This is a genomic window from Rhizobium sp. BK619 (genome assembly GCF_014195245.1).
In the GTDB taxonomy this organism is placed as follows: Bacteria; Pseudomonadota; Alphaproteobacteria; order Rhizobiales; family Rhizobiaceae; genus Rhizobium; species Rhizobium acidisoli.
Map to the genome: position 1 here is coordinate 437,609 of NZ_JACIBH010000001.1, position 21,791 is coordinate 459,399.

The window sequence follows — 21,791 nt, forward strand, 5'->3', positions numbered from 1 at the left end:
GCATCGCAATATGAAAATTTATGATCGTTTGTGATTGACAGTCATTAAGGGATGCGAAATAAATGTGACAAGAGGAGGAGCCCAATGCACGAACGCGAACGCCATCGCATCATCTTAAGCGCTGTTCAGGAAAAGTCCGTGGTGACGATCCAGGACATTGCCGAGCTGACGGAAGCTTCCGAAGCGACAATCCGGCGCGACATTGCGGCTCTTCATGTACAGGGCAAGATCCGTCGCGTCCGCGGCGGTGCCGAAGCGGTGCATCCGCCGCAGCTCGGCAATCTTGCCGGCCGGCCCTTCCGGGTTTCAGAATCAGTCAACATCGATAAAAAGCGTGCAATTGCCCGCGCAGCCGTCGATCTCTGCGAAGCGGGCGATGCCATTATCATCAATGGCGGCACGACGACCTTCCAGATGGTGCATTACATGGCCGGCCATCGCCTGCAGGTGATGACCAATTCTTTTGCTATCGCCGAACATCTGGTCAAACATTCCAAAAACACGGTGACGGTGCCGGGCGGCGCGATCTATCGCGAGCAGAGCCTCATCCTGTCGCCTTTCGACAATGATGCGATCCGCAATTTTTATGCGCGGCGCATGTTCATCGGCGCCCAGGGCGTCGGCCCGCTCGGCATCATGGAGGCGGATGCCCTGATCATCCAGAGCGAGCAGAAGCTGATGCACCAGGCCGACGAACTCGTCGTCATGGTCGATTCAAGCAAATTCAATCGCCGGTCGAGCCTCATTCTCTGCGCGCTCGACCGCGTTTCTGTGGTCATCACCGATGACGGGATTTCGGACGAGGCGGCTCGCATGATCGAGAATGCCGGCGTCCGGCTCGTTGTCGCAAGCCCGGTGGCCCAGGCTGTGAGGGAGGATTCCTCGTCGGTCGCATGAGGCGCCGCCGAGGTGTGGAAGTCTAATCTTTAAGGGAGGAAAGTACATGAAACTCGCAAAGACACTTGCGCTCGGCGTCGCGCTCGCCGTCGCCATGATGGCCGGCACCGCCAGCGCCAAGGACATCAAGATCGGCCTCGTCGTGAAGTCGCTCGGCAACGGCTTCTTCGACGCCGCCAATAAGGGCGCCCAGGAAGCCGCCAAGGAACTCGGCGGCGTTGAGGTGATCTATACCGGCCCGACGTCGACGACGGCCGAAGGCCAGATCGAAGTCATCAACTCGCTGATCGCCCAGGGCGTCGACGCCATCGCCGTCTCGGCCAACGATCCGGACGCGCTCGTTCCGGCGCTGAAGAAGGCGACCCAGCGCGGCATCAAGGTCATCTCCTGGGATTCCGGCGTGGCGCCGGAAGGCCGTATCCTGCAGCTCAACCCCTCGTCCAACGAGTTGATCGGCAAAATGTGCCTGACGCTGGTCAAGGACCATCTCGACGGCGGCAAGGGCGACTTCGCCATCCTGTCGGCAACCACCACCTCGACCAACCAGAACATCTGGATCGACCAGATGAAGAAGCAGCTCAAGGATTTCCCGGGTCTCAACCTCGTCACCACGGTTTACGGCGACGACCTCTCGGACAAGTCCTATCGTGAAGCCGAAGGCCTGCTGAAGTCGAACCCGAACGTCAAGGTCATCGTCGCTCCGACGACGGTCGGCGTTCTCGCCGCTTCCAAGGTCGTCGAAGACAAGGGCCTCGTCGGCAAGGTCTACGTCACCGGCCTCGGCCTGCCGTCCGAAATGGCCGGCGCGATCAAGTCGGGCGCGACGAAGGAATTCGCCATCTGGAACCCGATCGACCTCGGCTATTCCGCAACCCAGATCGCCTATCGCCTCGTCAAAGGCGAGACCGATGGCAAGCCGGGCAGCGAAATTGCCGCCGGCCGCATGGGCAAGATCAAGGTCGGCGACAATAGCGAAGCCGCCATGGCCGATCCCTTCGTCTACAATGCTTCGAACATCGACCAGTTCTCCAAGGTCTTCTGATCCGGAGCCGACGAATAAGATCCCGGCGGCCTTGCCGCCGGGATTTCCCTTTCGACATTTGGTAGAAATCTGATGAACGCCGCCTTTCAACAAACCGCCACGGACAGCAAAACCGGCGATGCGCCCGCCATTCTGGAAATGCGCGGCATCTCCCAGATCTTTCCGGGCGTGAAGGCGCTCGACAATGTCAGCATCGCCCTTCATCCCGGCACGGTGACTGCGCTGATCGGCGAAAACGGCGCCGGCAAATCGACGCTCGTCAAGATCCTGACCGGCATCTACCGGCCGAACGAAGGCGAGATCCTGGTCGACGGCCGGCCGACGAGTTTTGCCAGCGCCCAGGCGGCGATCGATGCCGGGGTTACCGCCATCCATCAGGAAACCGTGCTTTTCGACGAACTGACGGTTGCCGAAAACATCTTCCTCGGCCATGCGCCGCGCACCCGCTTTCGCACCATCGACTGGCAGGTGATGAACAACCGCTCGAAGGCGCTGCTCATCGCCCTCGAAAGCAACATCGATCCGACGATCAGGCTCAAGGACCTCTCCATTGCGCAGCGCCATCTGGTGGCGATTGCCCGCGCTCTGTCGATCGAGGCCCGCATCGTCATCATGGACGAGCCGACCGCCGCCCTTTCGCGCAAGGAAATCGACGATCTCTTCCGCATCGTCCGCGGCCTGAAGGAACAGGGCAAGGCGATCCTCTTCATCAGCCACAAGTTCGACGAAGTTTATGAAATCGCCGACGATTTCGTCGTCTTCCGCGACGGCCGCGCCATCGGCCAAGGCCGGCTCAAGGACACGCCGCAGGACGAGATCGTCCGCATGATGGTCGGCCGCGACGTCGAGAATGCCTTTCCGAAGATCGATGTCGCCATCGGCGGCCCGGTGATGGAGATCCGCAACTACAGCCACCGCACCGAATTCCGCGACATCTCCTTCACCCTGCGAAAGGGCGAGATTCTCGGCATTTACGGCCTGATCGGCGCCGGGCGTTCGGAACTGTCGCAGTCCCTCTTCGGCATCACCAAGCCGCTCTCCGGCACGATGATGCTCGAAGGCCGCGAGACCGCCATTCACTCGCCGCAGGACGCGATCCGGGCCGGCATCGTCTATGTGCCGGAAGAACGCGGCCGCCACGGGCTGGCGCTGCCGATGCCGATCTTCCAGAACATGACGCTGCCCTCGCTCACCCGCACCTCGCGCCGCGGTTTCCTCAGAGCGGCAGAAGAATTCGCGCTTGCCCGCAGATATGCCGAGCGGCTGGATCTGCGTGCCGCCGCTCTTTCCGTGCCGGTCGGCACGCTGTCGGGCGGCAACCAGCAGAAGGTCGTCATCGGCAAATGGCTGGCGACGTCGCCGAAGGTCATCATCCTCGACGAACCCACAAAGGGCATCGACATCGGCTCGAAGGCCGCCGTGCACGGCTTCATCAGTGAACTCGCCGCCGAGGGCCTGTCGATCATCATGGTCTCCTCCGAACTGCCCGAGATCATCGGCATGTCGGACCGCGTTCTGGTGATGAAGGAAGGGCTCGCCGCCGGGATGTTCGAGCGGGCCGAACTGTCGCCGGAAGCGCTGGTGCGGGCCGCCACCGGCAATGCATGAGGCCCACAATGCATAAGGCCCGCATTCATAAGGCCCGCATTCATAAGGTGAGAGCATGGCAAGACTGATCAGAAAACGCGAAACCCTGCTGTTCCTCATCATCGTCGTGATGATCGCGATCTTTTCGACGCGGGCAGCCGATTTCGCAACGCCGGACAATCTCGCCGGCATTTTCAACGATACCTCGATCCTGATCATCCTGGCGCTGGCGCAGATGACGGTCATCCTGACGAAATCGATCGACCTGTCGGTTGCCGCCAATCTCGCCTTCACCGGCATGGCGATCGCGATGATGAACGCCGCTTATCCCGATCTGCCGCTCGTCGTGCTGATCCTGATGGCGATCGTCATCGGCGCCTGTCTCGGCGCCATCAACGGCTTTCTCGTCTGGGCGCTGGAAATCCCGCCGATCGTCGTCACCCTCGGCACGCTCACCATCTATCGCGGCATGGCCTTCGTGCTCTCGGGCGGGGCCTGGGTCAACGCCCACCAGATGACCCCGATCTTCCTGTCGGTGCCGCGCACGCCGATCCTCGGCCTGCCCGTCCTCGGCTGGGTCGGCATTATCATCGTGCTGCTGATGTATGTGCTGCTCCGCTATACCCAGTTCGGCCGCTCTGCCTATGCGACCGGCGGCAATCCGACCGCCGCCGTCTATGCCGGCATCGATACGGGCTGGACCAAATTCCTCGCCTTCGTTCTGTCAGGCGCGCTCGCCGGGCTTTCGAGCTATCTCTGGGTGTCGCGTTATGCCGTCGCCTATGTCGATATCGCCAACGGCTTCGAACTCGACAGTGTGGCGGCCTGCGTTATCGGCGGTATCTCGATTGCCGGCGGCGTCGGCTCGGTCGCCGGCACCGTGCTCGGCGCGCTCTTCCTCGGCGTCATCAAGAATGCGCTGCCGGTGATCGGCATTTCACCCTTCACCCAGATGGCGATCTCCGGAACCGTCATCATTCTTGCCGTCGCCTTCAACGCCCGGCGTGAACGCAACCGCGGCCGCATCATTCTGCGCGACCGCGCCGCAGCCGAGATTAAAACGGAGGCCGCAGCATGAGCACCGTGTCCACACCTGAGAAGCGGGTCATCCCCGATCGCCTCGGCACGCCGTTGCGCCGCATCGTCGCCAGCTGGGAAGTGCTGCTCTTTGGCGTCGCCGTCCTGATCTTCATCTTCAATTCCCTGGCCTCGCCCTATTTCCTCGATGCCTGGAACCTCTCGGACGCCACCTTCAACTTCACCGAAAAGGCGATGATCGCCTTCGCCATGGCGCTGCTCGTCATTTCAGGCGAGATCGACCTGTCGGTCGCGGCGATCATCGCGCTCGCCTCGACGGCGATGGGGGCGGCAGCCCAGTTCGGCGTCGGCACGCCGGGCCTGGTGCTGATCGGCGTCGGCACCGGCCTGGTCTGCGGCATCTTCAACGGCGTTCTGGTCTCGGTGCTGAAACTGCCGTCGATCGTCGTCACCATCGGCACGATGAGCCTTTTCCGCGGCATTTCCTATATCGTGCTCGGCGATCAGGCCTATGGCAAATATCCCGCCGACTTCGCCTATTTCGGCCAGGGTTATGTCGTCTGGGTGTTCTCCTTCGAATTCGTGCTGTTCATCGTGCTGGCAATCCTCTTCGCCATCCTACTGCATGCGACGAATTTCGGCCGGCAGGTCTATGCGATCGGCAATAACGACTTCGCCGCCCGCTTCTCCGGCATCCCGGTCGAGCGCGTCAAATTCATCCTCTTCCTGCTGACCGGCATCATGAGCGGCATCGCCGCCGTCTGCCTGACCTCACGCCTCGGCTCGACCCGGCCGTCGATCGCCCAAGGCTGGGAGCTCGAGGTCGTCACCATGGTCGTGCTCGGCGGCATCTCGATCCTCGGCGGCTCCGGCACGATCGGCGGCGTCGTCATCGCCGCCTTCGTCATGGGCCTCGTCACCTTCGGCCTCGGCCTGCTGAACGTGCCAGGCATCGTCATGTCGATCTTCATCGGCCTGCTCCTGATCATCACCATCGCTATCCCGATCATCGCCCGCCGCATCAAGCTCATGAGTTCCCGATGACTTTGGAAAAACACGCCTTCAAGATGCAGCTCAATCCCGGCATGGAAGCCGAATACCGCAAGCGGCATGACGAGATCTGGCCGGAACTGGTCGACCTCCTGCATCAGTCGGGCGCCAGCGACTATTCCATCCATCTCGACCGTCAGACCAACACGCTGTTCGGCGTGTTGACGCGGCCGGCCGACCACACGATGGCGAGCCTGCCTGAGCATCCGGTCATGAAGAAATGGTGGGCTTATATGGCCGATATCATGGCTGCGAATCCGGACAATTCGCCTGTTCAAAGCGACCTCGTCACCCTCTTCCATATGCCATGACAGCTCCCTCCTATCGCCGCATCGCCGTTCTCGACATCGGCAAGACCAATGCCAAGGTCGTCGTGCTCGACAGCGCGACGGGCGGCGAGATCGCCGTCCTGAAACGGCCGAACGTTGCGATCAAGACCGGTCTCTACCCGCATTACGACATAGAAGCGCTCTGGTTATTCGCGATTGATGCGCTGAAGCACCTGGCGAGGGAACCGGGCTTCGACGCCATTTCGATCACCACCCATGGCGCCGCAGCCGCGCTGCTCGATCGGGACGGTGGGCTCGCCATGCCTGTGATCGACTACGAACATGAATATCCCGAGGAAATCCGCGATGCCTATACGGCCTTGCGCCCCGCCTTCGACGAAACCTTCTCGCCGCGGCTTACGATGGGCCTCAATGTCGGCGCACAGCTGCACTACCAGAAGAGCGCCTTTCCCGAGGCATTCGCCGAGGTGGCGACTATCCTCACCTATGCGCAATATTGGACGGCGCGGCTGACCGGTGTCGCCGCCAACGAGCTGACCTCGCTCGGCTGCCACACCGACCTCTGGAACCCGAAAACATCAGACTATTCCTCGCTCGTCGACAGGCTCGGCGTCCGCGCGCTGATGGCGCCGATCCGCTCCGCCTTCGATGCGCTCGGCCCGGTTTTGCCCGGGATCGCCGACCAGCTCGGTCTTGCCGCACCGGTGCCGGTCTATTGCGGCATTCACGATTCCAACGCCTCGCTGCTGCCGCATCTGGTCCATCGGGAAGCCCCCTTCGCCGTCGTCTCCACCGGCACCTGGGTCATCAATTTCGGCGTCGGCGGCGATCTCGATCACCTCGATGCCAAACGCGATGCGCTCGCCAATGTCGATGCCTATGGCCGGGCCGTCCCCTCCTCGCGTTTCATGGGCGGGCGGGAGTTCGAGATCCTTTCTGCCGAGATCGGTCCCGTCGACGAAAAGGCCGCGCAGGCGGCGATCGGCCCAGCCATCGAAAAGGGCATGATGCTGCTGCCCAACATCGCCCCCGGCTCCGGACCTTTTCCCGGCAAGGCAAGCCGCTGGATCGGCGCCGAAGGAGCGAGCCGCGAGGAACGTCATGCCGCCGCCTGCCTCTATCTCGCTTTGATGAGCGATGCCTGCCTCGGACTGATCGGCGCCAAAGGACCGGTTATCGTCGAGGGTCCGTTTGCGCTCAACGAGACCTATCTGAAGCTGCTTGCCGCGCTTGCCGGCCGCGACGTGCTCGCCCTTCCCGGCTCGACCGGCACCAGCCAGGGTGCCGCCCTTCTCACCGGCATCCGGCCGGTATCCGGCGCCGAAACGCATGTTCCACCGGTTGAGGTCGCGGGGCTCGCTGCTTATCGCGACCGCTGGTACGCGGCGATGGAATAAGAGCTTTTCCAATTACGGCTCAACAACGCCCTTGCTCCCCCCTACCTTACCGTTAGTGTGCCCCTCGAAAATCAATTCGAGGAGACAGCATGACAGAGACATTCGATCCGGGCGCGCTCGCGGCCCGGCTTCATAGCCTGCGCCAGGCCGGCCGGCAGGAGGAAACCGGCACTTTCGCGCTGCCGGCCGATCTGCATCAGGCGATGGAGGCCCAGAATTTCCTGACTGCCGCCGACGGCATTTCCAGCAATGCCTGGAAGGTGACGGTCTCGCCGCAAGGCCAGGCGGTCACCGCTCCGCTGCATCCTTATGCCGAGGCCGCCTCGGGCGCCAGCATCCCCTGGTACCCGGGCATGAAATTCGAAACCGAGATCGCCGTGCGCTTCGGCAGGGATCTGCCGATCCGCACCGGCACTCCCTATAGCCGCGCCGACGTGGTCGAGGCGATCTCCGCCGTCCATCTCGGCGCCGAGCTGCTGGTCAGCGCCGTCAAGGAAGGCGGCAGCGTCTCCTTTCTGCTGTTTACATCAGACCGCCTCGGCAATAGCGGCTATGTGCTTGGCCCGAAGCTCGACAAAAGCGCTGTCGATACCGCCGGTGGCACGCCGCTCAAGGTCACCCATGCCGGCCGCACGATCTATGACGGCCCGGCCCAGCATCCGAAGGGCGACGTTCTTACCTGGCTGGTCGATTACGCCAATGACGGTCTGCGCCCCGAGACATCGCTGAAGGCAGGCGCGCTGATCACCACAGGCACGTTGAGCGGCGCGATCGAACTGACCGAACCTGGCGACATCGATATTCTGTTCGGGGACAGCAGACTGCGCTTTTCCGTGTCAAAGGGTTAATGTCCGAAACTTAAGTTGACAATTCCGGTTTAGTTTTGCAGGGAATGGGAGGGTTCGCCCTCCCCGAACCCGTGCGACACCGAACTCGGAGCAGATCATGCCTTCGCCTTTCCTCGCCCTGTCGGGAATCGAATATGCCATCGGGCCGAAATCCATCCTGCATGGCATCGACCTGACGCTCGAGCAGCGCCGCATCTACGGTCTGGTGGGGCCGAACGGCTCCGGCAAGAGTACGCTTTTGAAGATCATCGCCCGCCAGGTTGCGGCGAAGTCCGGCGCCATCGCCTTTGGCGGCAAGCCGGCGGGTGATTGGGGCGCCCGCGAATTTGCCCGGCACGTCGCCTACATGCCGCAATTCACGCCGGCAACCGACGGCATGACCGTGCGGGAACTGATCGCGCTCGGCCGTTTTCCCTGGCACGGCACGCTCGGCCGCTTCACCGCCACCGATCGCAACAAGGTCGAGGAAGCGATCGTCCGCACCGAGCTCGAGAATTTTGCCGACCGTCTCGTCGCCAATATGTCCGGCGGCGAGCGTCAGCGCGCCTGGATCGCCATGATGCTCGCCCAGGACGCCCGTTGCCTGCTGCTGGACGAGCCGACGTCGGCGCTCGACCTCGCCCATCAGGCAAGCGTCCTCTCATTGGTGCAGGAGCTCAGCCACGAACGCGGACTGACCGTGATCATCGTGCTGCACGACATCAACCTCGCTGCACGCTATTGCGACGCGATCGTCGCGCTCAACCGCGGCCGGATCACCGCCGAAGGCACGCCCACGGAGATCATGCAGACTGACAAGCTGCAGTCGATTTTCGGCGTTGGGATGGGCGTCTTTCCGCATCCGGTGCGCAACGAGCCGGTCAGCTATCTTCTATAGTATCGTCTACGGCTTTTCCCGGAACATCTCGATGATGGCGGAGAAATCCCGTCCGCCATTGCCTTGCTTTTCGAACAGCGCAAAAAGCTGGGCCGCCTCTGCCCCCATCGGCGTTGACGCGCCGCTCGCCAGCGCCGCCTCCTGCGACAGTCTCAGATCCTTCAGCATCAGCGCCGCGGCAAAGCCCGGCTTGTAGTCGTTGTTCGCCGGCGACGTCGGCACCGGCCCGGGCACCGGGCAATAGGTATTGATCGACCAGCACTGACCGGATGAAGTCGAGGCGACGTCGAACAGCGCCTGGTGCGAGAGGCCGAGTTTTTCGGCGAGCACGAAGGCCTCGCAGACGCCGACCATCGAGATGCCGAGGATCATGTTGTTGCAGATCTTCGCCGCCTGGCCGGCACCGGCCTCGCCGCAATGGACGATCTTCTTGCCCATCGCCTCGAGAATGGGTTTCGCCCTGGTGAAGGCCTCGTCCGAGCCGCCCGCCATGAAGGTGAGTGTGCCGGCGCTCGCCCCGCCGGTGCCGCCGGAGACGGGCGCGTCGAGCGACAGGCAGCTTGCGGCCTTGGCCATCTCATGCGCCTTGCGGCTGCTCTCGACATCGATCGTCGAGCAATCGATGACCAGCGTGTCCTGCGCGGCGGTCTGCAGGATATCGGTCCAGGCCGTCAGCACATGCCTGCCCTGCGGCAGCATTGTGATGACGATCTCGGCGTCCTTGACCGCCTGACTGGCATGGCTTGCCGGTTTGACGCCGCCTTCCTCGGCCGCCTTCAGCACGGAGGCCGCGAGATCGAAGCCGAGGACCTCGTGACCCGATTTGACGAGATTGGCCGCCATCGGCCCGCCCATATTGCCAAGCCCGATGAATGCGATCCTTGCCATGGTCTTCTCCTATCGATTGTCTTCGAGGATCATCGCCGCTGCCTTTTCGGCGATCATGATCGTCGGCGAATTGGTGTTGCCTGAGATGATCGACGGCATCACCGAGGCGTCAGCGATCCTGAGCTTGCCGAGCGCCCGCAGTTTCAGCCGGGGATCGACGACGCTGTCCCTGTCGGCGCCCATGCGGCAGGTGCCGACGGGATGGAAGATCGTCGTGCCGATTTCGCCCGCCGCCCGCTCCAGATCGGCCTCGGTCTGATAGTCAGGCCCCGGCTTGAATTCCTCCGGCTTGAACCGTGCGAAGGAAGGCTGCGCGACGATCTTGCGCGTCAACCGTATCGAACGGACAGCTATGTCACGATCGCGCTGCGTCGAGAGGTATTTCGGGCTGATCGTCGGCTGCGCGGCAAAATCCGGGCTCGACAGATGCACAGAACCCCGGCTTTCCGGCCTCAGATTGCAGACGCTTGCGGTGATTGCCGGGAAGGGATGGACGGGATCGCCGAACTTCTCCAGCGAGACCGGCTGCACGTGATATTGCAGATCGGGCGTTTCCCGGTCCGGCCCCGAGCGGGTGAAGATGCCGAGCTGGCTCGGTGCCATCGCCATCGGCCCGGAGCGGCGGACGAGATATTCGAGCCCGATTGCCGCCTTGCCGATCAGCTTCGTCGCCTTCTCGTTCAGCGTCGGAACGCCGGTCACCTTATAGGCGAGCCGCAGCTGCAGATGGTCCTGCAGGTTCTCGCCCACACCCTTCACCTCGGTGATGACATCGACGCCTGCCCGCTGGAGAACCTCGCCCCTGCCGATGCCCGAGAGCTCCAGAATATGCGGCGAGCCGATCGAACCGGCCGACAGAATGGTTTCCTTGCCCGCATAGGCGCGTTTCGCCACGCCATTGTGCTGGAATTCGACCCCCGCCACGGCCCCCTCCTCGACCAGCAGCCGCCGAACCTGTGCCTTGGTCAGCACGGTCAGATTGGAGCGTTTCCGCGCCGGGCGCAGGAAGGCTTTCGAGGTGTTCCAGCGAATGCCGGAACGCTGGTTGACGTCGAAATAGCCGGACCCTTCATTGCTGCCGCGGTTGAAATCCGCCGTCTCTGGAATGCCTGCCTCTTTCGCCGCCTGCTGGAAGGCATCGAGCACGGCCCAGCGCACGCGCGCCCTTTCGATGCGCCATTCGCCGCCGGCGCCATGCATCTCGTCTTCGCCGCGATAGAAATCCTCGGACTTGCGGAAGAAGGGCAGAACATCGTCCCAACCCCAGCCACTGCAGCCCATCTGCCGCCAGAGGTCGTAATCGCGCGCCTGGCCGCGCATATAGATCATGCCGTTGATCGACGAGCAGCCGCCGAGCACCTTGCCGCGGGGATAACTCAGCGCCCGGCCGTTCAATCCGGCTTCCGGCGCCGTGGTGAAACACCAGTCGGTGCGCGGATTATTGATGCAATAGAGATAACCGACCGGGATATGGATCCAGTGGTAATTGTCGCTGCCCCCGGCTTCCAACAGCAGCACCCGGCTCCTGCCATCGGCCGACAGCCGGTTGGCAAGCACGCAGCCGGCGCTGCCCGCCCCGATGATGATATAGTCGTAACGATCCATGTGCGCCCCGCACGAAACTCCAGATGCTTGCCGCTTCCCTCTCCCCGCGGGACGGGGAGAGGGAGAGTCGCAGCGCCGCCGCCTGTCTCGAAAGACAGGGGTCCGCCCGTTCAGCGGCGATAGACGAAGCCCAGTTTCCGCCCCAGCCGCGAGGCGTAGAATTCGCCGATGATGCCGCGGCGAAAGATCAGCACGCAGACCATGAAGACGATGCCGGTGATGATCGTCACCGGGAATTCCGAGGTGGCGAGATAGTTTTCCAGCGCCACCACCAGCCCGGCGCCGAAGAGCGGCCCGATCAGCGTGCCGATGCCGCCAAGCAGCGTCATCAGGATCACCTCGCCCGACATCTGCCAGGCGACGTCGGTCAGGGTCGCGAACTGGAAGACGATCGATTTCACCGCGCCCGCCAGCCCCGCAAGGGCTGCCGACATGACGAAGGCGCCGAGCTTGTAGCGCGCCACGGAATAACCGAGCGAGATCGCCCGGTTTTCGTTCTCGCGGATCGATTTCAGGATCATGCCGAAGGGCGAATTGATGAAACGCCAGATGATCAGCACGCCGACGATGAACACACCAAGCACGAAATAATACATGTTGGTTGAACTGTTCAGATCGATGAAGCCGAAGAGATGGCCGCGCGGCACCGACTGGATGCCGTCCTCGCCTTCGGTAAACTTCGCCTGCAGGCAGAAGAAGAAGAACATCTGCGACAGCGCCAGCGTGATCATCGCGAAATAGATGCCCTGGCGGCGGATGGCGAAAAAGCCCATCACCAACCCGAGGAACGCCGCGCCCGCCACGCCGATCAGGATGCCGAGTTCCGGCGGCAGACCCCATGTCTTCACCGTATAGGCGGTGAAATAGGCCGCCCCGCCGAAGAAGGTGGCATGGCCGAAGGACAGCAGCCCGGTATAGCCGAGCAGCAGGTTGAAGGCGCAGGCAAACAGCGCGAAGCACAGCAGCTTCATCAGGAAGATCGGATAGAAAAAGAAGGGTGCGAGCAGCAGAAGCAGCAGCCCGATGGCGAGGAACCCCGCCTGGACCGAAAGGGCGGTGCGGCTTCTTTCCGTTCGGATGGTGTCGGTGATGTCAGCCATGTCAAGCGTCCCGGCCGAAGAGGCCCGCGGGCCTGATGAGAAGCACGATCGCCATGATGACGAAGATCACGATGTTGGAGGCCTCGGGATAGAAGACCTTGGTCAGGCCCTCGGCGATGCCGAGCACATAACCGGTGATGATCGCGCCCATGATCGATCCCATGCCGCCGACGACGACCACGGCGAAGACGACGATGATCATGTTCGAGCCCATCAGCGGCGAGACCTGGTAGATCGGCGCCGCCAGCACGCCGGCAAAGGCGGCAAGACCGGCGCCGAGCGCGTAGGTCAGCGTCAGCAGCACCGGCACGTTGACGCCGAAGACCTGCACGAGCACGGCGTTTTCGGTGGCTGCCCGGAGATAGGCACCGAGCTTGGTCTTTTCGATCAGAAGCCATGTGCCGAGGCAGACGACCAGCGAGACGACCACCACCCAGCCGCGATAGATCGGCAGAAACATGAAGCCGAGATTGGCGCCGCCTGCCAGTGCGGCCGGCGTCGCATAGGGCTGGCCGGACGAGCCGTAGAGATAACGGAAGGTGCCTTCGACCGCGAGCGCCAGCCCGAAGGTGAAGAGCAGGCCGTAGAGCGGATCGAGATCGTAGAGCCGGCGCAGGAACAACCGCTCGATGATCGCCCCGGCAAGACCGACGATGACGGGCGCCAGGATCAGCGACGGCCAATAGCCGATGCCGGCATAGGTGAGCAGCAGATAGGCGACGAAGGCGCCGAGCATATATTGCGCGCCATGGGCGAAATTGATCACCCTGAGCAGGCCGAAAATGATGGCGAGGCCAAGGCTGAGCAGCGCGTAGAACGAGCCGTTGATCAGGCCGATCAGCAACTGGCCGAGCAGCGCCTGCAGGGGAATGCCGAAGATCATCGTCATGGCATCCTCCTCTGGAAGAGATCGGTTTCGTCTGCGCAGCTACGGTTTCTACCGCCCTCATTCCTGTCCTCGGGCTTGACCCGAGGGATGTCACAGGAATCCAGCCGACCCAAGTCCTTGGGTCGGAATGACTCCTCCGCGCCGCAGACGCGGCGCTGCTGGATCCCTGTGACGAGCACAGGGATGAGGGAGGAAACGTTGTGGCCTAAATTGCTAGTCCTGGTCATATCTAAACCCCCAGAACCTTGTGCAGCGTATCCATGCGCTGCGGCAATTCGCCGACCGGGAATTCCGACACCATTTGCCCATGATCCATCAGATAGAAGCGATCGGCAATACGGCTGGCGAAACGGAAGTTCTGCTCGACGAGCAGGATCGTCATGCCGCGTCCTTTCAGGGTCTGCAGCACCTCGCCGATGCGCTGGACGATGACGGGGGCAAGTCCTTCCGTCGGTTCGTCGAGAATGAGCAGCCGGACGCCGGTGCGCAGGATCCGGGCGATCGCCAGCATTTGCTGCTCGCCGCCTGATAGTTTGGTGCCCGGGCTGCCGCGGCGCTCGTAGAGATTGGGGAAAAGCTCGTAGATCTCGTCGAGCGTCATGCCGCCCTTTGCCACGACAGGCGGCAGCAGCAGGTTTTCGGACACGGTGAGCGTCGAGAAGATGCCGCGCTCCTCCGGCACGAAGCCGATGCCGCGATGCGCCGTCTTGTGCAGCGGCACCTGCATCATGTCGCTGCCGGCAAAGCTGATCCTGCCCTTGCGGGCCCGCACGATGCCGGTGATGGTGCGCAGCGTCGTCGTCTTGCCGACGCCGTTGCGGCCGAGAATGGTGATCGTCTCGCCTTCGGCCACCCGCATGTCGACGCCGTGCAGGACATGGCTTTCGCCGTACCAGGCGTTCAGTCCCTGAATTTCGAGGAGAGCGGCCATCAATGCTCCTCCGTGCCCATGTAGGCCACCCGCACGCGCTCGTCCTGGCTGACGGTGGCATAATCGCCCTCGGCAAGGATCTCGCCGCGCTGCAGCACCGTCACATGCTGGCAGATATTGGCGACGACGGAGAGATTGTGCTCGACCATCAGCACCGCCCGGTCGCGGGCGACGTCGCGGATGATCGCCGAGACGACGCCGACATCCTCAAGCCCCATGCCAGCCATTGGCTCGTCGAGCAGCAGCACCTTCGGATCGAGCGCCAGCGTCGTGGCGATCTCCAGCACCCGCTTGCGGCCATAGGAAAGATCGGCGGCGATATGATCGCGCTCCTTGGAAAGCCCGACACCGGCGAGCAACTGCTCGGCGCGTTCGTTCAGCCGGTCGAGCGCCGAAAGCGACCGCCAGAACTGGGTGGAAAGATTGTTCGGCCGCTGCAGCGCCACGCGCACATTGTCGAGAACCGAGAGATGCGGGAAGACCGCCGAGATCTGGAAGGAGCGCACCAGCCCCATGCGCGCCACCTTATCGGGCGGCGTTCCGGTGATGTCGGTGCCCATCAGCGTGATTGTGCCCGATGTCGGCTGCAGGAACTTGGTCAGCAGGTTGAAGACCGTGGTCTTGCCGGCGCCGTTCGGGCCGATCAGTGCATGCACGCTGGCGTCGTGCACGTCGAGATCGACGTTCTTGACGGCGGTGAAACCGCCGAAATCGCGGCGCAGGCCGCGGGCGGATAAGACCACCCGCGGTTTTTCCTGCGTTTCAATCGCGGAAACCGCCATTGCGCTCACTTCACCAGATCGCAGCCGCTCTTGGCGGGGTCGATATAGGCTTCCTTGCCGGGAATGGTGGCGAGAACGTTGAAGTAGTCCCACGGCTCCTTGCTGTCGGCCGGCTTCTTGACCTGCAGCAGGTACATGTCGTGGATCATGCGGCCGTTGGCGCCGACCGTGCCGCCACGGCCGAAGACGTCATCGACAGGCATTTCATGCAGCTGTTTGGCGACGGCTTCCGTCTCGTCGGTTCCGGCTTTCTGCACCGCCTTCAGATATTGCATCACCGCCGAATAGGTGCCGGTATGGATCATGTTGGGCATCTTGCCGGTGCGGGCGAAGAATTTCTTGGCGAAGGCGCGGCTGTCGTCGTCGCGGTTCCAATAAAAGCCTTCGGTCAGCGTCAGCCCCTGCGCCGCCTCGAGGCCGAGACCATGGACTTCGGCGAGCGTGAAGAGCAGCGCCGCCAGATGCTGGCCGCCCTGGGTAATGCCGAATTCGGCCGCCTGCTTGATGGCGTTCGAGGTATCCAGGCCGGCATTGGCCAGACCGATCACCTTGGCGCCGGATGATTGTGCCTGCAGCAGGAAGGACGAGAAGTCCTGGGTCGACAGCGGATGGCGGACGGCGCCGACGACCGTGCCGCCGCTCGCCTTGACATAGTCGGTGGTCTGCTGCTCCAGCGAATAGCCGAAAGCATAGTCGGCGGTCAGGAAGAACCAGCTGTCGCCGCCCTGCTTGACCAGCGCACCGCCGGTGCCGACGGCAAGCGCATGGGTGTCGTAGGCCCAATGGAAGCCGTAGGGCGAGCAGGCCTTGCCGGTGAGATCCGTCGTCGCCGCACCGGTGACGATGTCGATCTTTTTCTTTTCCTTGGCGATCGCCTGCACGGCGAGCGCCACCGACGAGGTCGTCAACTCCATGATCGCATCCACCTGCTCGGTGTCATACCACTGGCGGGCGATGTTGGAGGCGATATCGGGCTTGTTCTGGTGGTCGGCATCGACGATCTCGACCGGAACGCCCAATACCTTGCCGCCGAAATCCTCGACCGCCATCTTGGCGGCTTCGACGGAAGACTTGCCGCCAAAGTCGGCATAAACGCCCGACTGGTCGTTCAGGATGCCGATCTTGACCTTGCCGTCGGTCGCGCTCTGCGCGAGCACCGCTGTGCTGCTCGCAAGCAGAAATGCAACTGATGCAATGAGATTCTTACGCATATTCTCTCCTCCCAGAGATGAGCCAGATTGCGGGTCTGTTCAGATTTGGCCAGCCGCACTCCTCAGAACGGCGGACCCTGTCCCTACGATCACGGAAATTCCGCGTTGAAGCAACGGGTGGTTTACAACTAATTCCAAACAGTATCTGTTCGTTTTTGAACAGATGGGGATCGCGATGAACAATCCGCCGCAGTTTACTTGGGACGATCTTCAGTTTTTTCTAGCCGTCGCCCGCACTGGACAGCTGTCGACGGCGGCCCGCCAGCTGCGCTCCAGCCATGCGACCGTCTCGCGCCGCATCGACCGGCTGGAATTCACCCTCAAGGTCAAGCTCTTCGAGCGCAATCCGCGCGGTTATGTGCTGACCGCCATGGGCACGCGTTTCGTCGAGACGGCCGAGAAAATGGAGCAGGAGACCGAGCGGCTGCGCGCCGACCTCGCCGACGGCTCGATGGCGCAGCGCGGCCTCGTGCGCTTCAGCGCGCCTGAGGGTTTTGCCAATTTCTTCTTCGCCACCGTTCTGCACCAGTTTGCCGCCCAGCATCCGCATCTCTCGCTCGAGCTGGTGACGATCCAGCAGATCATGTCGCTGTCGCGCAAGGAGGCCGATCTTTCCGTCGTGCTCGACGAGCCGAAGGGCGGGCCTTATTTCGCCGAGAAGCTGACCGACTATCACCTGCAGATCTACGGCTCGCGCGACTACCTGTCAAAGGCGCCTGCCATCACCTGTCGCGAGGACCTGCTTGAGCATCCCTTCGTCAGCTATATCGAGGAGATGATTTTCGCGCCGGGCCTGGATTATCTCAGCGATGTGCATCCGCGCATCAAACCGCAGTTCCAGAGTTCCAGCATCTTCGCGCAGCTGACCGCCACCCGAAACGGCCTCGGCCTCTGCATCCTGCCCTATTTCTTCGCCAGCCGTTATCCCGAGCTCGTGCGCGTGCTGCCCGCGGAAATCGACCTCAAGCGCCAGTACTGGATCACCTGCCACCGCGACCTGAAACAGGCGCCGCGCGTGCGCGCCGTCATCGACTTCCTGCGCGAGGCCGTGCGCGGCGAGGACGCGCGCTTCGTGCCGCCCTATGTCACTCCAGCGGGCCCGGTGCGCCGATCGGAAGCCGAAATCTGACTATTTGAGAAATTCGGCGCGGTGCGGCGTGAAGGTATCGATCAGCCGGCCCTTTTCCAGCGCCTTGACGCCGTGGACGAGATTGGGGGGCACGATGAAGCTGCCGCCCTGGCGCAGCACCTCGGTCCGGCCGTCGATCGTCACTTCGAAGCTGCCCTCGGCGACATAACTTGCCTGAATGTGCGGATGCGAATGGGCCGCGCCGACGGCGCCGCTCTCGAAGGCGACTTCCACCATCATCATCTCGGGCAGATAGGTCATGATGCGCCTGGTAACGCCGGGCTCGGGATTGACCCATTCGGCGCCTTCGGCCGATACGAACAGATCGCTTGACGACATTTCCGCCTCCTCGTTCCAGAATCGATCGCGGGCAAAGTGGAGCATGCCGGCGCTTTTGAAAAGATGGCGCGCCCGGTCTTTTCGATGAGGCGGCCTTCTGTTGACGCGGTCGGCTGGCGGGTCTATGCGACCTTTGATGAGGCAAGCCTGAAGTCAAGGGTGAGGAGACGCCGACATGCAGCATACGCGCGAGGTTTTCGACTGGGCCGACCCGTTCCGCCTGGTGGAGCAGCTGACCGACGAGGAGCGCATGGTGCAGAATACGGCCCATGCCTATGCGCAGGAAAAGCTCGCGCCCCGCGTTCTCGACGCCTTCCGCAATGAAAAGACCGACCCTGCAATCTTCCGCGAAATGGGCGAACTCGGCCTGCTCGGACCGACGATCTCGCCGGATTACGGCGGCGCCGGCCTCGGTTACACCGCCTACGGCCTGATCGCCCGCGAGGTCGAGCGGGTTGATAGCGGCTATCGTTCGATGATGAGCGTGCAGTCCTCGCTGGTGATGGTGCCGATCGACACCTTCGGCTCTGAAGCGCAGAAGCTGAAATACCTGCCGAAACTCGCCACCGGCGAATGGATCGGCTGTTTCGGCCTAACCGAACCCGATCACGGCTCCGATCCTGGCTCGATGGCGACACGCGCGAAAAAGGTTGACGGCGGCTACAGCCTCACCGGTTCGAAGACCTGGATTTCGAACGCGCCGATCGCCGATGTCTTCGTCGTCTGGGCAAAGACCGAGGACGGGCTGATCCGTGGCTTCATCCTCGAAAAGGGATGGAAGGGGCTTTCGGCGCCTGCCATCCACGGCAAGGTCGGCTTGCGCGCCTCGATCACCGGCGAAGTGGTGATGGACGGGGTCTTCGTGCCCGAGGAAAATCTTCTGCCCGGCGTCACCGGCCTGAAGGGACCGTTCACCTGCCTCAACTCGGCCCGCTTCGGCATCGCCTGGGGCGCGCTTGGTGCTGCCGAGGATTGTTACGCCAGGGCGCGGCAATACACGCTGGAGCGCAAGCAGTTCGGCCGGCCGCTCGCCGCCAACCAGTTGATCCAGAAGAAGCTCGCCGACATGGCGGCGGAAATCTCGCTGGGCCTCCAGGGCTGCCTGCGGCTCGGCCGCATGAAGGAGGAAGGTCATCCGCCGGTGGAGCTGACCTCGATCCTCAAGCGCAACAGCTGCGGCAAGGCGCTGGAGATTGCGCGCGCGGCCCGCGATATGCTCGGCGGCAACGGCATCTCCGACGAATTCGGCATCGCCCGCCATCTCGTCAACCTCGAAGTGGTCAACACCTATGAGGGCACCCACGACATCCACGCGCTGATCATCGGCCGGGCGATCACCGGCATCGCCGCGTTTGCGAACTAACTCGCCTGCAGGGCAAGGCGAATTGCCACGCGCCTGACAATGTGCAACCTTCCCTCTCGCGGCACAAAGCCGGCAATGAGGGGGATCGCATGTTTCTGCTTCTTGCATTGCTGATTGGTGTCATCTCAGGCCTTCGCACCATGACGGCGCCGGCCGCCGTCGCCTGGGGCGCAGCACTCGGCTGGTTCGACCTGTCGCAGACGCCGCTTGCCTTCATGGGCTATCGCTGGACGCCGTGGATTTTCACGATCCTCGCGGTCACCGAGCTGGTCGCCGACCAGCTGCCGTCGACGCCGTCGCGCAAGGTGCCGATGCAGTTCGGTGCCCGCATCGTCTCAGGCGCGCTCTCGGGTGCTGCGATCGGGGCCGCCAGCGGCCTGCTCTTCGGCGGGCTGATTGCCGGCGTGATCGGCGCCGTCATCGGCACCTTTGGTGGTGCTGCCGCCCGCAGCCGGCTCGCCGCCTCCTTCGGCAAGGACCTGCCGGCCGCCCTTATCGAGGATGCCGTCGCCGTCATCGGCGCGGTGCTGATCGTGGGAGCCGTCGCATGAAAAACTTCGACGCTATTGTTATCGGTGCCGGCCAGGCCGGCCCGTCGCTTGCCGCCCGCATGGTCGACAAGGGCATGAAGGTGGCGCTGATCGAGCGCAAATTCCTCGGCGGCACCTGCGTCAATGCCGGCTGCATGCCGACCAAGACGCTGGTCGCCAGCGCCCGCGCCGCCCATGTCGCCAGAAGCGGCGCCGCTTACGGCGTCAACATCCGCGGCGAAATCGCCATCGACATGAAGGTGGTGAGGGCCCGCGCCGAAACCGTAACGATGAATGCCCGCAACGGCCTGATCGGCTGGCTCACCGGCATGGACGGCATGAGCGTGATCTACGGCCATGCGCGTTTCGAAGACCCGAAGACTATCAGCGTCAACGGCGAGACGTTGACCGCGCCGCGCATCTTCCTCAATGTCGGCGCGCGGCCTGTCATCCCCGATCTGCCTGGTATTCATGATATCGATTACCTCACCAGCACCTCGATCATCCAGCTCGACACGCTGCCGCGGCACCTGGCGGTGATCGGCGGCAGTTATATCGGGCTGGAATTTGCGCAGATGTATCGCCGCTTCGGCGCCGAAGTCAGCGTTATCGAACACGGGCCGAAGCTCGCATCACGCGAGGACGAGGATATATCCGATGCGATCGCCGAGATCCTGCGCGCCGAAGGCATCGGCGTCCACACCGATGCCGGCAACATCGCCTTTGCCGGAAACGGCAGCGGGGTAAGCGTCACAGCAGGCGCGGCGACAATCGATGCGAGCCATGTGCTGATCGCCACCGGCCGCACGCCGAACACCGACGATCTCGGCCTCGATGCCGCCGGCGTTATCACCGATAAACGCGGCTTCATCACCGTCGACGACAGGCTCGCCACCAATGTCGAGGGCATCTTCGCGCTCGGCGACTGCAACGGCCACGGCGCATTCACCCACACCTCCTACAATGATTTCGAGATCGCCGCCGCCAATCTCCTCGACGGCGACGACCGCAAGGTCTCAAGCCGCATTCCGGCCTATGCGCTCTACATCGACCCGCCGCTCGGCCGCGTTGGCATGACGGAGAAACAAGCGCGGCAGTCGGGGCGCAAGATCATGGTCTCGACCCGGCCGATGAGCCGGGTCGGCCGCGCCAACGAGCGCGGCGAGACCAAAGGCTTCATGAAGGTGATTGCCGACGCCGAGACCAAGCAGATTCTTGGCGCGGCGATATTGGGCATCGAGGGCGACGAGGTGATCCACGGCCTGATCGATGCGATGAATGCCGGGACCACCTATCCCGCATTGCAATGGTCGGTGCCGATCCATCCGACGGTGTCGGAACTGATCCCGACCCTGCTTGGCGATCTGAAGCCGGTTCAGCCGTGACTTGACCTCGGGAAGAGCTGGAGGCGAACCCGCGTGTCCATCGAACTGCTGATCGAGAATTACGGCCTGCTGGCGATCTTTCTGGGGGCTGCCTTCGAAGGCGAAACGGCCGCCTTTCTCGGCGGCGTGATCGCTCATCGCGGGTTGCTTCCCTATTGGTCGGCGTCGCTCGCAGCCATGGCCGGATCCTTCGCCGGCGATCAGTTCTGGTTCTTTGCCGGCCGTTACGCGGCCCGATGGAGCCTCGTCCGCCGGCTGATGGAAAAGCCGGCGCTCGCCCGCGTTACCCAGCTTCTGGAAAAATATCCGACCGGCTTCATCCTTGCGTTTCGTTTCCTCGTGGGATTGCGGACGATCAGTCCCATCGTCATCGGGACGACGCGGATATCGACCGGAAAATTCGTCGTCCTGAACGCCATCGCCGCTTTGATCTGGGGGCAGCTTTTCACCGCGCTCGGCTATTTGTTCGGGCACGGCATCGAGCAGATATTGGGCCACCTTTCCCTTCACCGCCATCTGCTGATTGCGATCGGAGCCGCGGCTGTCGTCGCCGCCGCGGCCCTTGCCTTTCGCAAGATGAGGCCGAGTGCCGGGCACTCGTAAAAGTGGCGCG

22 protein-coding genes are annotated in these 21,791 nt (G+C 62.9%); 14 read left to right on the top strand and 8 right to left on the bottom strand.

All coding sequences use genetic code 11. The features are described from left to right. Positions 1-84 precede the first annotated feature (84 nt). The 9 genes from FHX14_RS02025 (at position 85) to FHX14_RS02065 (ending at position 9,026) form a co-directional block, all read left to right on the top strand. On the top strand, positions 85-897 hold the full coding sequence (locus FHX14_RS02025; RefSeq protein ID WP_012555180.1) for a DeoR/GlpR family DNA-binding transcription regulator: 813 nt from the start codon (positions 85-87) through the stop codon (positions 895-897). A gap of 46 nt (positions 898-943) precedes the next feature. Further along, positions 944-1,939, top strand: coding sequence for a rhamnose ABC transporter substrate-binding protein (rhaS, locus tag FHX14_RS02030; RefSeq protein ID WP_003594614.1), 996 nt, complete (start codon positions 944-946; stop codon positions 1,937-1,939). Between the two features lie 72 nt (positions 1,940-2,011). Next, the gene (locus tag FHX14_RS02035; RefSeq protein ID WP_184375808.1) at positions 2,012-3,547 is read left to right on the top strand and encodes a sugar ABC transporter ATP-binding protein; all 1,536 of its coding nucleotides are present in this window, start codon (positions 2,012-2,014) and stop codon (positions 3,545-3,547) included. Between the two features lie 55 nt (positions 3,548-3,602). Next, entirely contained in the window at positions 3,603-4,604 is a 1,002-nt protein-coding gene (locus FHX14_RS02040; RefSeq protein WP_184375810.1) for an ABC transporter permease, read from the top strand. Then, on the top strand, positions 4,601-5,608 hold the full coding sequence (locus tag FHX14_RS02045; RefSeq protein ID WP_003594609.1) for an ABC transporter permease: 1,008 nt from the start codon (positions 4,601-4,603) through the stop codon (positions 5,606-5,608). Before FHX14_RS02040 ends, FHX14_RS02045 begins: the two co-directional genes overlap by 4 nt. Continuing rightward, positions 5,605-5,925: an L-rhamnose mutarotase gene (rhaM, locus tag FHX14_RS02050; protein ID WP_184375819.1), complete on the top strand. Its 321-nt coding sequence runs from the start codon at positions 5,605-5,607 to the stop codon at positions 5,923-5,925. Before FHX14_RS02045 ends, rhaM begins: the two co-directional genes overlap by 4 nt. Then, entirely contained in the window at positions 5,922-7,301 is a 1,380-nt protein-coding gene (locus tag FHX14_RS02055; RefSeq protein ID WP_184375822.1) for an FGGY-family carbohydrate kinase, read from the top strand. Before rhaM ends, FHX14_RS02055 begins: the two co-directional genes overlap by 4 nt. A gap of 89 nt (positions 7,302-7,390) precedes the next feature. Then, positions 7,391-8,149, top strand: coding sequence for a fumarylacetoacetate hydrolase family protein (locus tag FHX14_RS02060; protein WP_184375832.1), 759 nt, complete (start codon positions 7,391-7,393; stop codon positions 8,147-8,149). Between the two features lie 97 nt (positions 8,150-8,246). Continuing rightward, complete coding sequence (locus FHX14_RS02065) at positions 8,247-9,026, top strand: ATP-binding cassette domain-containing protein (RefSeq protein ID WP_003594602.1); 780 nt, start codon at positions 8,247-8,249, stop codon at positions 9,024-9,026. A 6-nt stretch (positions 9,027-9,032) separates the two neighbouring features. Here the strand turns inward: FHX14_RS02065 and mmsB are convergent, their stop codons facing one another. From mmsB to FHX14_RS02100, 7 genes are all read right to left on the bottom strand, one after another. Next, a complete protein-coding gene (gene mmsB / locus FHX14_RS02070; protein WP_003594600.1) occupies positions 9,033-9,914 on the bottom strand; it encodes a 3-hydroxyisobutyrate dehydrogenase in 882 nt (293 codons plus the stop codon). Positions 9,915-9,923: 9 nt separating this feature from the next. Then, the gene (locus tag FHX14_RS02075) at positions 9,924-11,519 is read right to left on the bottom strand and encodes a GMC family oxidoreductase N-terminal domain-containing protein (RefSeq protein WP_184375834.1); all 1,596 of its coding nucleotides are present in this window, start codon (positions 11,517-11,519) and stop codon (positions 9,924-9,926) included. A gap of 110 nt (positions 11,520-11,629) precedes the next feature. Beyond that, on the bottom strand, positions 11,630-12,619 hold the full coding sequence (locus FHX14_RS02080) for a branched-chain amino acid ABC transporter permease (RefSeq protein WP_003594596.1): 990 nt from the start codon (positions 12,617-12,619) through the stop codon (positions 11,630-11,632). A gap of 1 nt (position 12,620) precedes the next feature. Continuing rightward, positions 12,621-13,508 (bottom strand): branched-chain amino acid ABC transporter permease, encoded by an 888-nt coding sequence (locus tag FHX14_RS02085; RefSeq protein WP_003553893.1) that lies wholly within the window; start codon positions 13,506-13,508, stop codon positions 12,621-12,623. Between the two features lie 229 nt (positions 13,509-13,737). Beyond that, positions 13,738-14,439, bottom strand: a complete 702-nt coding sequence (locus FHX14_RS02090) for an ABC transporter ATP-binding protein (protein ID WP_003594592.1) — start codon at positions 14,437-14,439, stop codon at positions 13,738-13,740. Next, the gene (locus FHX14_RS02095; protein WP_184375836.1) at positions 14,439-15,221 is read right to left on the bottom strand and encodes an ABC transporter ATP-binding protein; all 783 of its coding nucleotides are present in this window, start codon (positions 15,219-15,221) and stop codon (positions 14,439-14,441) included. Before FHX14_RS02095 ends, FHX14_RS02090 begins: the two co-directional genes overlap by 1 nt. A gap of 5 nt (positions 15,222-15,226) precedes the next feature. Beyond that, positions 15,227-16,432 carry an ABC transporter substrate-binding protein gene (locus FHX14_RS02100; protein WP_003594589.1) on the bottom strand — a complete coding sequence of 402 codons (1,206 nt, stop codon included), beginning with the start codon at positions 16,430-16,432 and terminating at the stop codon, positions 15,227-15,229. A 175-nt stretch (positions 16,433-16,607) separates the two neighbouring features. Here FHX14_RS02100 and FHX14_RS02105 point away from each other — a divergent pair, with 175 nt between their 5' ends. Further along, on the top strand, positions 16,608-17,561 hold the full coding sequence (locus FHX14_RS02105) for a LysR family transcriptional regulator (protein WP_184375838.1): 954 nt from the start codon (positions 16,608-16,610) through the stop codon (positions 17,559-17,561). On the opposite strand, the gene FHX14_RS02110 is transcribed toward FHX14_RS02105, so the two are convergent. Next, positions 17,562-17,900: a cupin domain-containing protein gene (locus FHX14_RS02110; protein ID WP_003594586.1), complete on the bottom strand. Its 339-nt coding sequence runs from the start codon at positions 17,898-17,900 to the stop codon at positions 17,562-17,564. It abuts the gene before it with no gap. A gap of 175 nt (positions 17,901-18,075) precedes the next feature. On the opposite strand from FHX14_RS02110, the gene FHX14_RS02115 reads away from it, so the two are divergent. The 4 genes from FHX14_RS02115 (at position 18,076) to FHX14_RS02130 (ending at position 21,781) form a co-directional block, all read left to right on the top strand. Further along, a complete protein-coding gene (locus tag FHX14_RS02115; RefSeq protein ID WP_003594583.1) occupies positions 18,076-19,263 on the top strand; it encodes an acyl-CoA dehydrogenase in 1,188 nt (395 codons plus the stop codon). Positions 19,264-19,352: 89 nt separating this feature from the next. Further along, positions 19,353-19,814 (top strand): DUF4126 family protein, encoded by a 462-nt coding sequence (locus tag FHX14_RS02120; protein ID WP_003594581.1) that lies wholly within the window; start codon positions 19,353-19,355, stop codon positions 19,812-19,814. Continuing rightward, complete coding sequence (locus FHX14_RS02125; protein WP_184375840.1) at positions 19,811-21,178, top strand: FAD-containing oxidoreductase; 1,368 nt, start codon at positions 19,811-19,813, stop codon at positions 21,176-21,178. Before FHX14_RS02120 ends, FHX14_RS02125 begins: the two co-directional genes overlap by 4 nt. Before the next feature lie 33 nt (positions 21,179-21,211). Further along, a complete protein-coding gene (locus tag FHX14_RS02130; protein ID WP_184375842.1) occupies positions 21,212-21,781 on the top strand; it encodes a DedA family protein in 570 nt (189 codons plus the stop codon). Positions 21,782-21,791 lie beyond the last annotated feature (10 nt).

Excerpts from the sequence above, each read along its gene's own strand:
- FHX14_RS02080 (WP_003594596.1), bottom strand. The coding sequence starts at position 12,619 with ATGGCTGACATCACCGACACCATCCGAACGGAAAGAAGCCGCACCGCC.
- FHX14_RS02025 (WP_012555180.1), top strand. The coding sequence starts at position 85 with ATGCACGAACGCGAACGCCATCGCATCATCTTAAGCGCTGTTCAGGAA.
- FHX14_RS02055 (WP_184375822.1), top strand. The coding sequence starts at position 5,922 with ATGACAGCTCCCTCCTATCGCCGCATCGCCGTTCTCGACATCGGCAAG.
- FHX14_RS02040 (WP_184375810.1), top strand. The coding sequence starts at position 3,603 with ATGGCAAGACTGATCAGAAAACGCGAAACCCTGCTGTTCCTCATCATC.
- FHX14_RS02105 (WP_184375838.1), top strand. The coding sequence starts at position 16,608 with ATGAACAATCCGCCGCAGTTTACTTGGGACGATCTTCAGTTTTTTCTA.
- FHX14_RS02035 (WP_184375808.1), top strand. The coding sequence starts at position 2,012 with ATGAACGCCGCCTTTCAACAAACCGCCACGGACAGCAAAACCGGCGAT.
- FHX14_RS02120 (WP_003594581.1), top strand. The coding sequence starts at position 19,353 with ATGTTTCTGCTTCTTGCATTGCTGATTGGTGTCATCTCAGGCCTTCGC.
- FHX14_RS02045 (WP_003594609.1), top strand. The coding sequence starts at position 4,601 with ATGAGCACCGTGTCCACACCTGAGAAGCGGGTCATCCCCGATCGCCTC.
- FHX14_RS02125 (WP_184375840.1), top strand. The coding sequence starts at position 19,811 with ATGAAAAACTTCGACGCTATTGTTATCGGTGCCGGCCAGGCCGGCCCG.
- FHX14_RS02110 (WP_003594586.1), bottom strand. The coding sequence starts at position 17,900 with ATGTCGTCAAGCGATCTGTTCGTATCGGCCGAAGGCGCCGAATGGGTC.
- rhaM (WP_184375819.1), top strand. The coding sequence starts at position 5,605 with ATGACTTTGGAAAAACACGCCTTCAAGATGCAGCTCAATCCCGGCATG.
- FHX14_RS02100 (WP_003594589.1), bottom strand. The coding sequence starts at position 16,432 with ATGCGTAAGAATCTCATTGCATCAGTTGCATTTCTGCTTGCGAGCAGC.
- mmsB (WP_003594600.1), bottom strand. The coding sequence starts at position 9,914 with ATGGCAAGGATCGCATTCATCGGGCTTGGCAATATGGGCGGGCCGATG.
- FHX14_RS02060 (WP_184375832.1), top strand. The coding sequence starts at position 7,391 with ATGACAGAGACATTCGATCCGGGCGCGCTCGCGGCCCGGCTTCATAGC.
- FHX14_RS02095 (WP_184375836.1), bottom strand. The coding sequence starts at position 15,221 with ATGGCGGTTTCCGCGATTGAAACGCAGGAAAAACCGCGGGTGGTCTTA.
- FHX14_RS02085 (WP_003553893.1), bottom strand. The coding sequence starts at position 13,508 with ATGACGATGATCTTCGGCATTCCCCTGCAGGCGCTGCTCGGCCAGTTG.
- rhaS (WP_003594614.1), top strand. The coding sequence starts at position 944 with ATGAAACTCGCAAAGACACTTGCGCTCGGCGTCGCGCTCGCCGTCGCC.
- FHX14_RS02065 (WP_003594602.1), top strand. The coding sequence starts at position 8,247 with ATGCCTTCGCCTTTCCTCGCCCTGTCGGGAATCGAATATGCCATCGGG.
- FHX14_RS02115 (WP_003594583.1), top strand. The coding sequence starts at position 18,076 with ATGCAGCATACGCGCGAGGTTTTCGACTGGGCCGACCCGTTCCGCCTG.
- FHX14_RS02075 (WP_184375834.1), bottom strand. The coding sequence starts at position 11,519 with ATGGATCGTTACGACTATATCATCATCGGGGCGGGCAGCGCCGGCTGC.
- FHX14_RS02090 (WP_003594592.1), bottom strand. The coding sequence starts at position 14,439 with ATGGCCGCTCTCCTCGAAATTCAGGGACTGAACGCCTGGTACGGCGAA.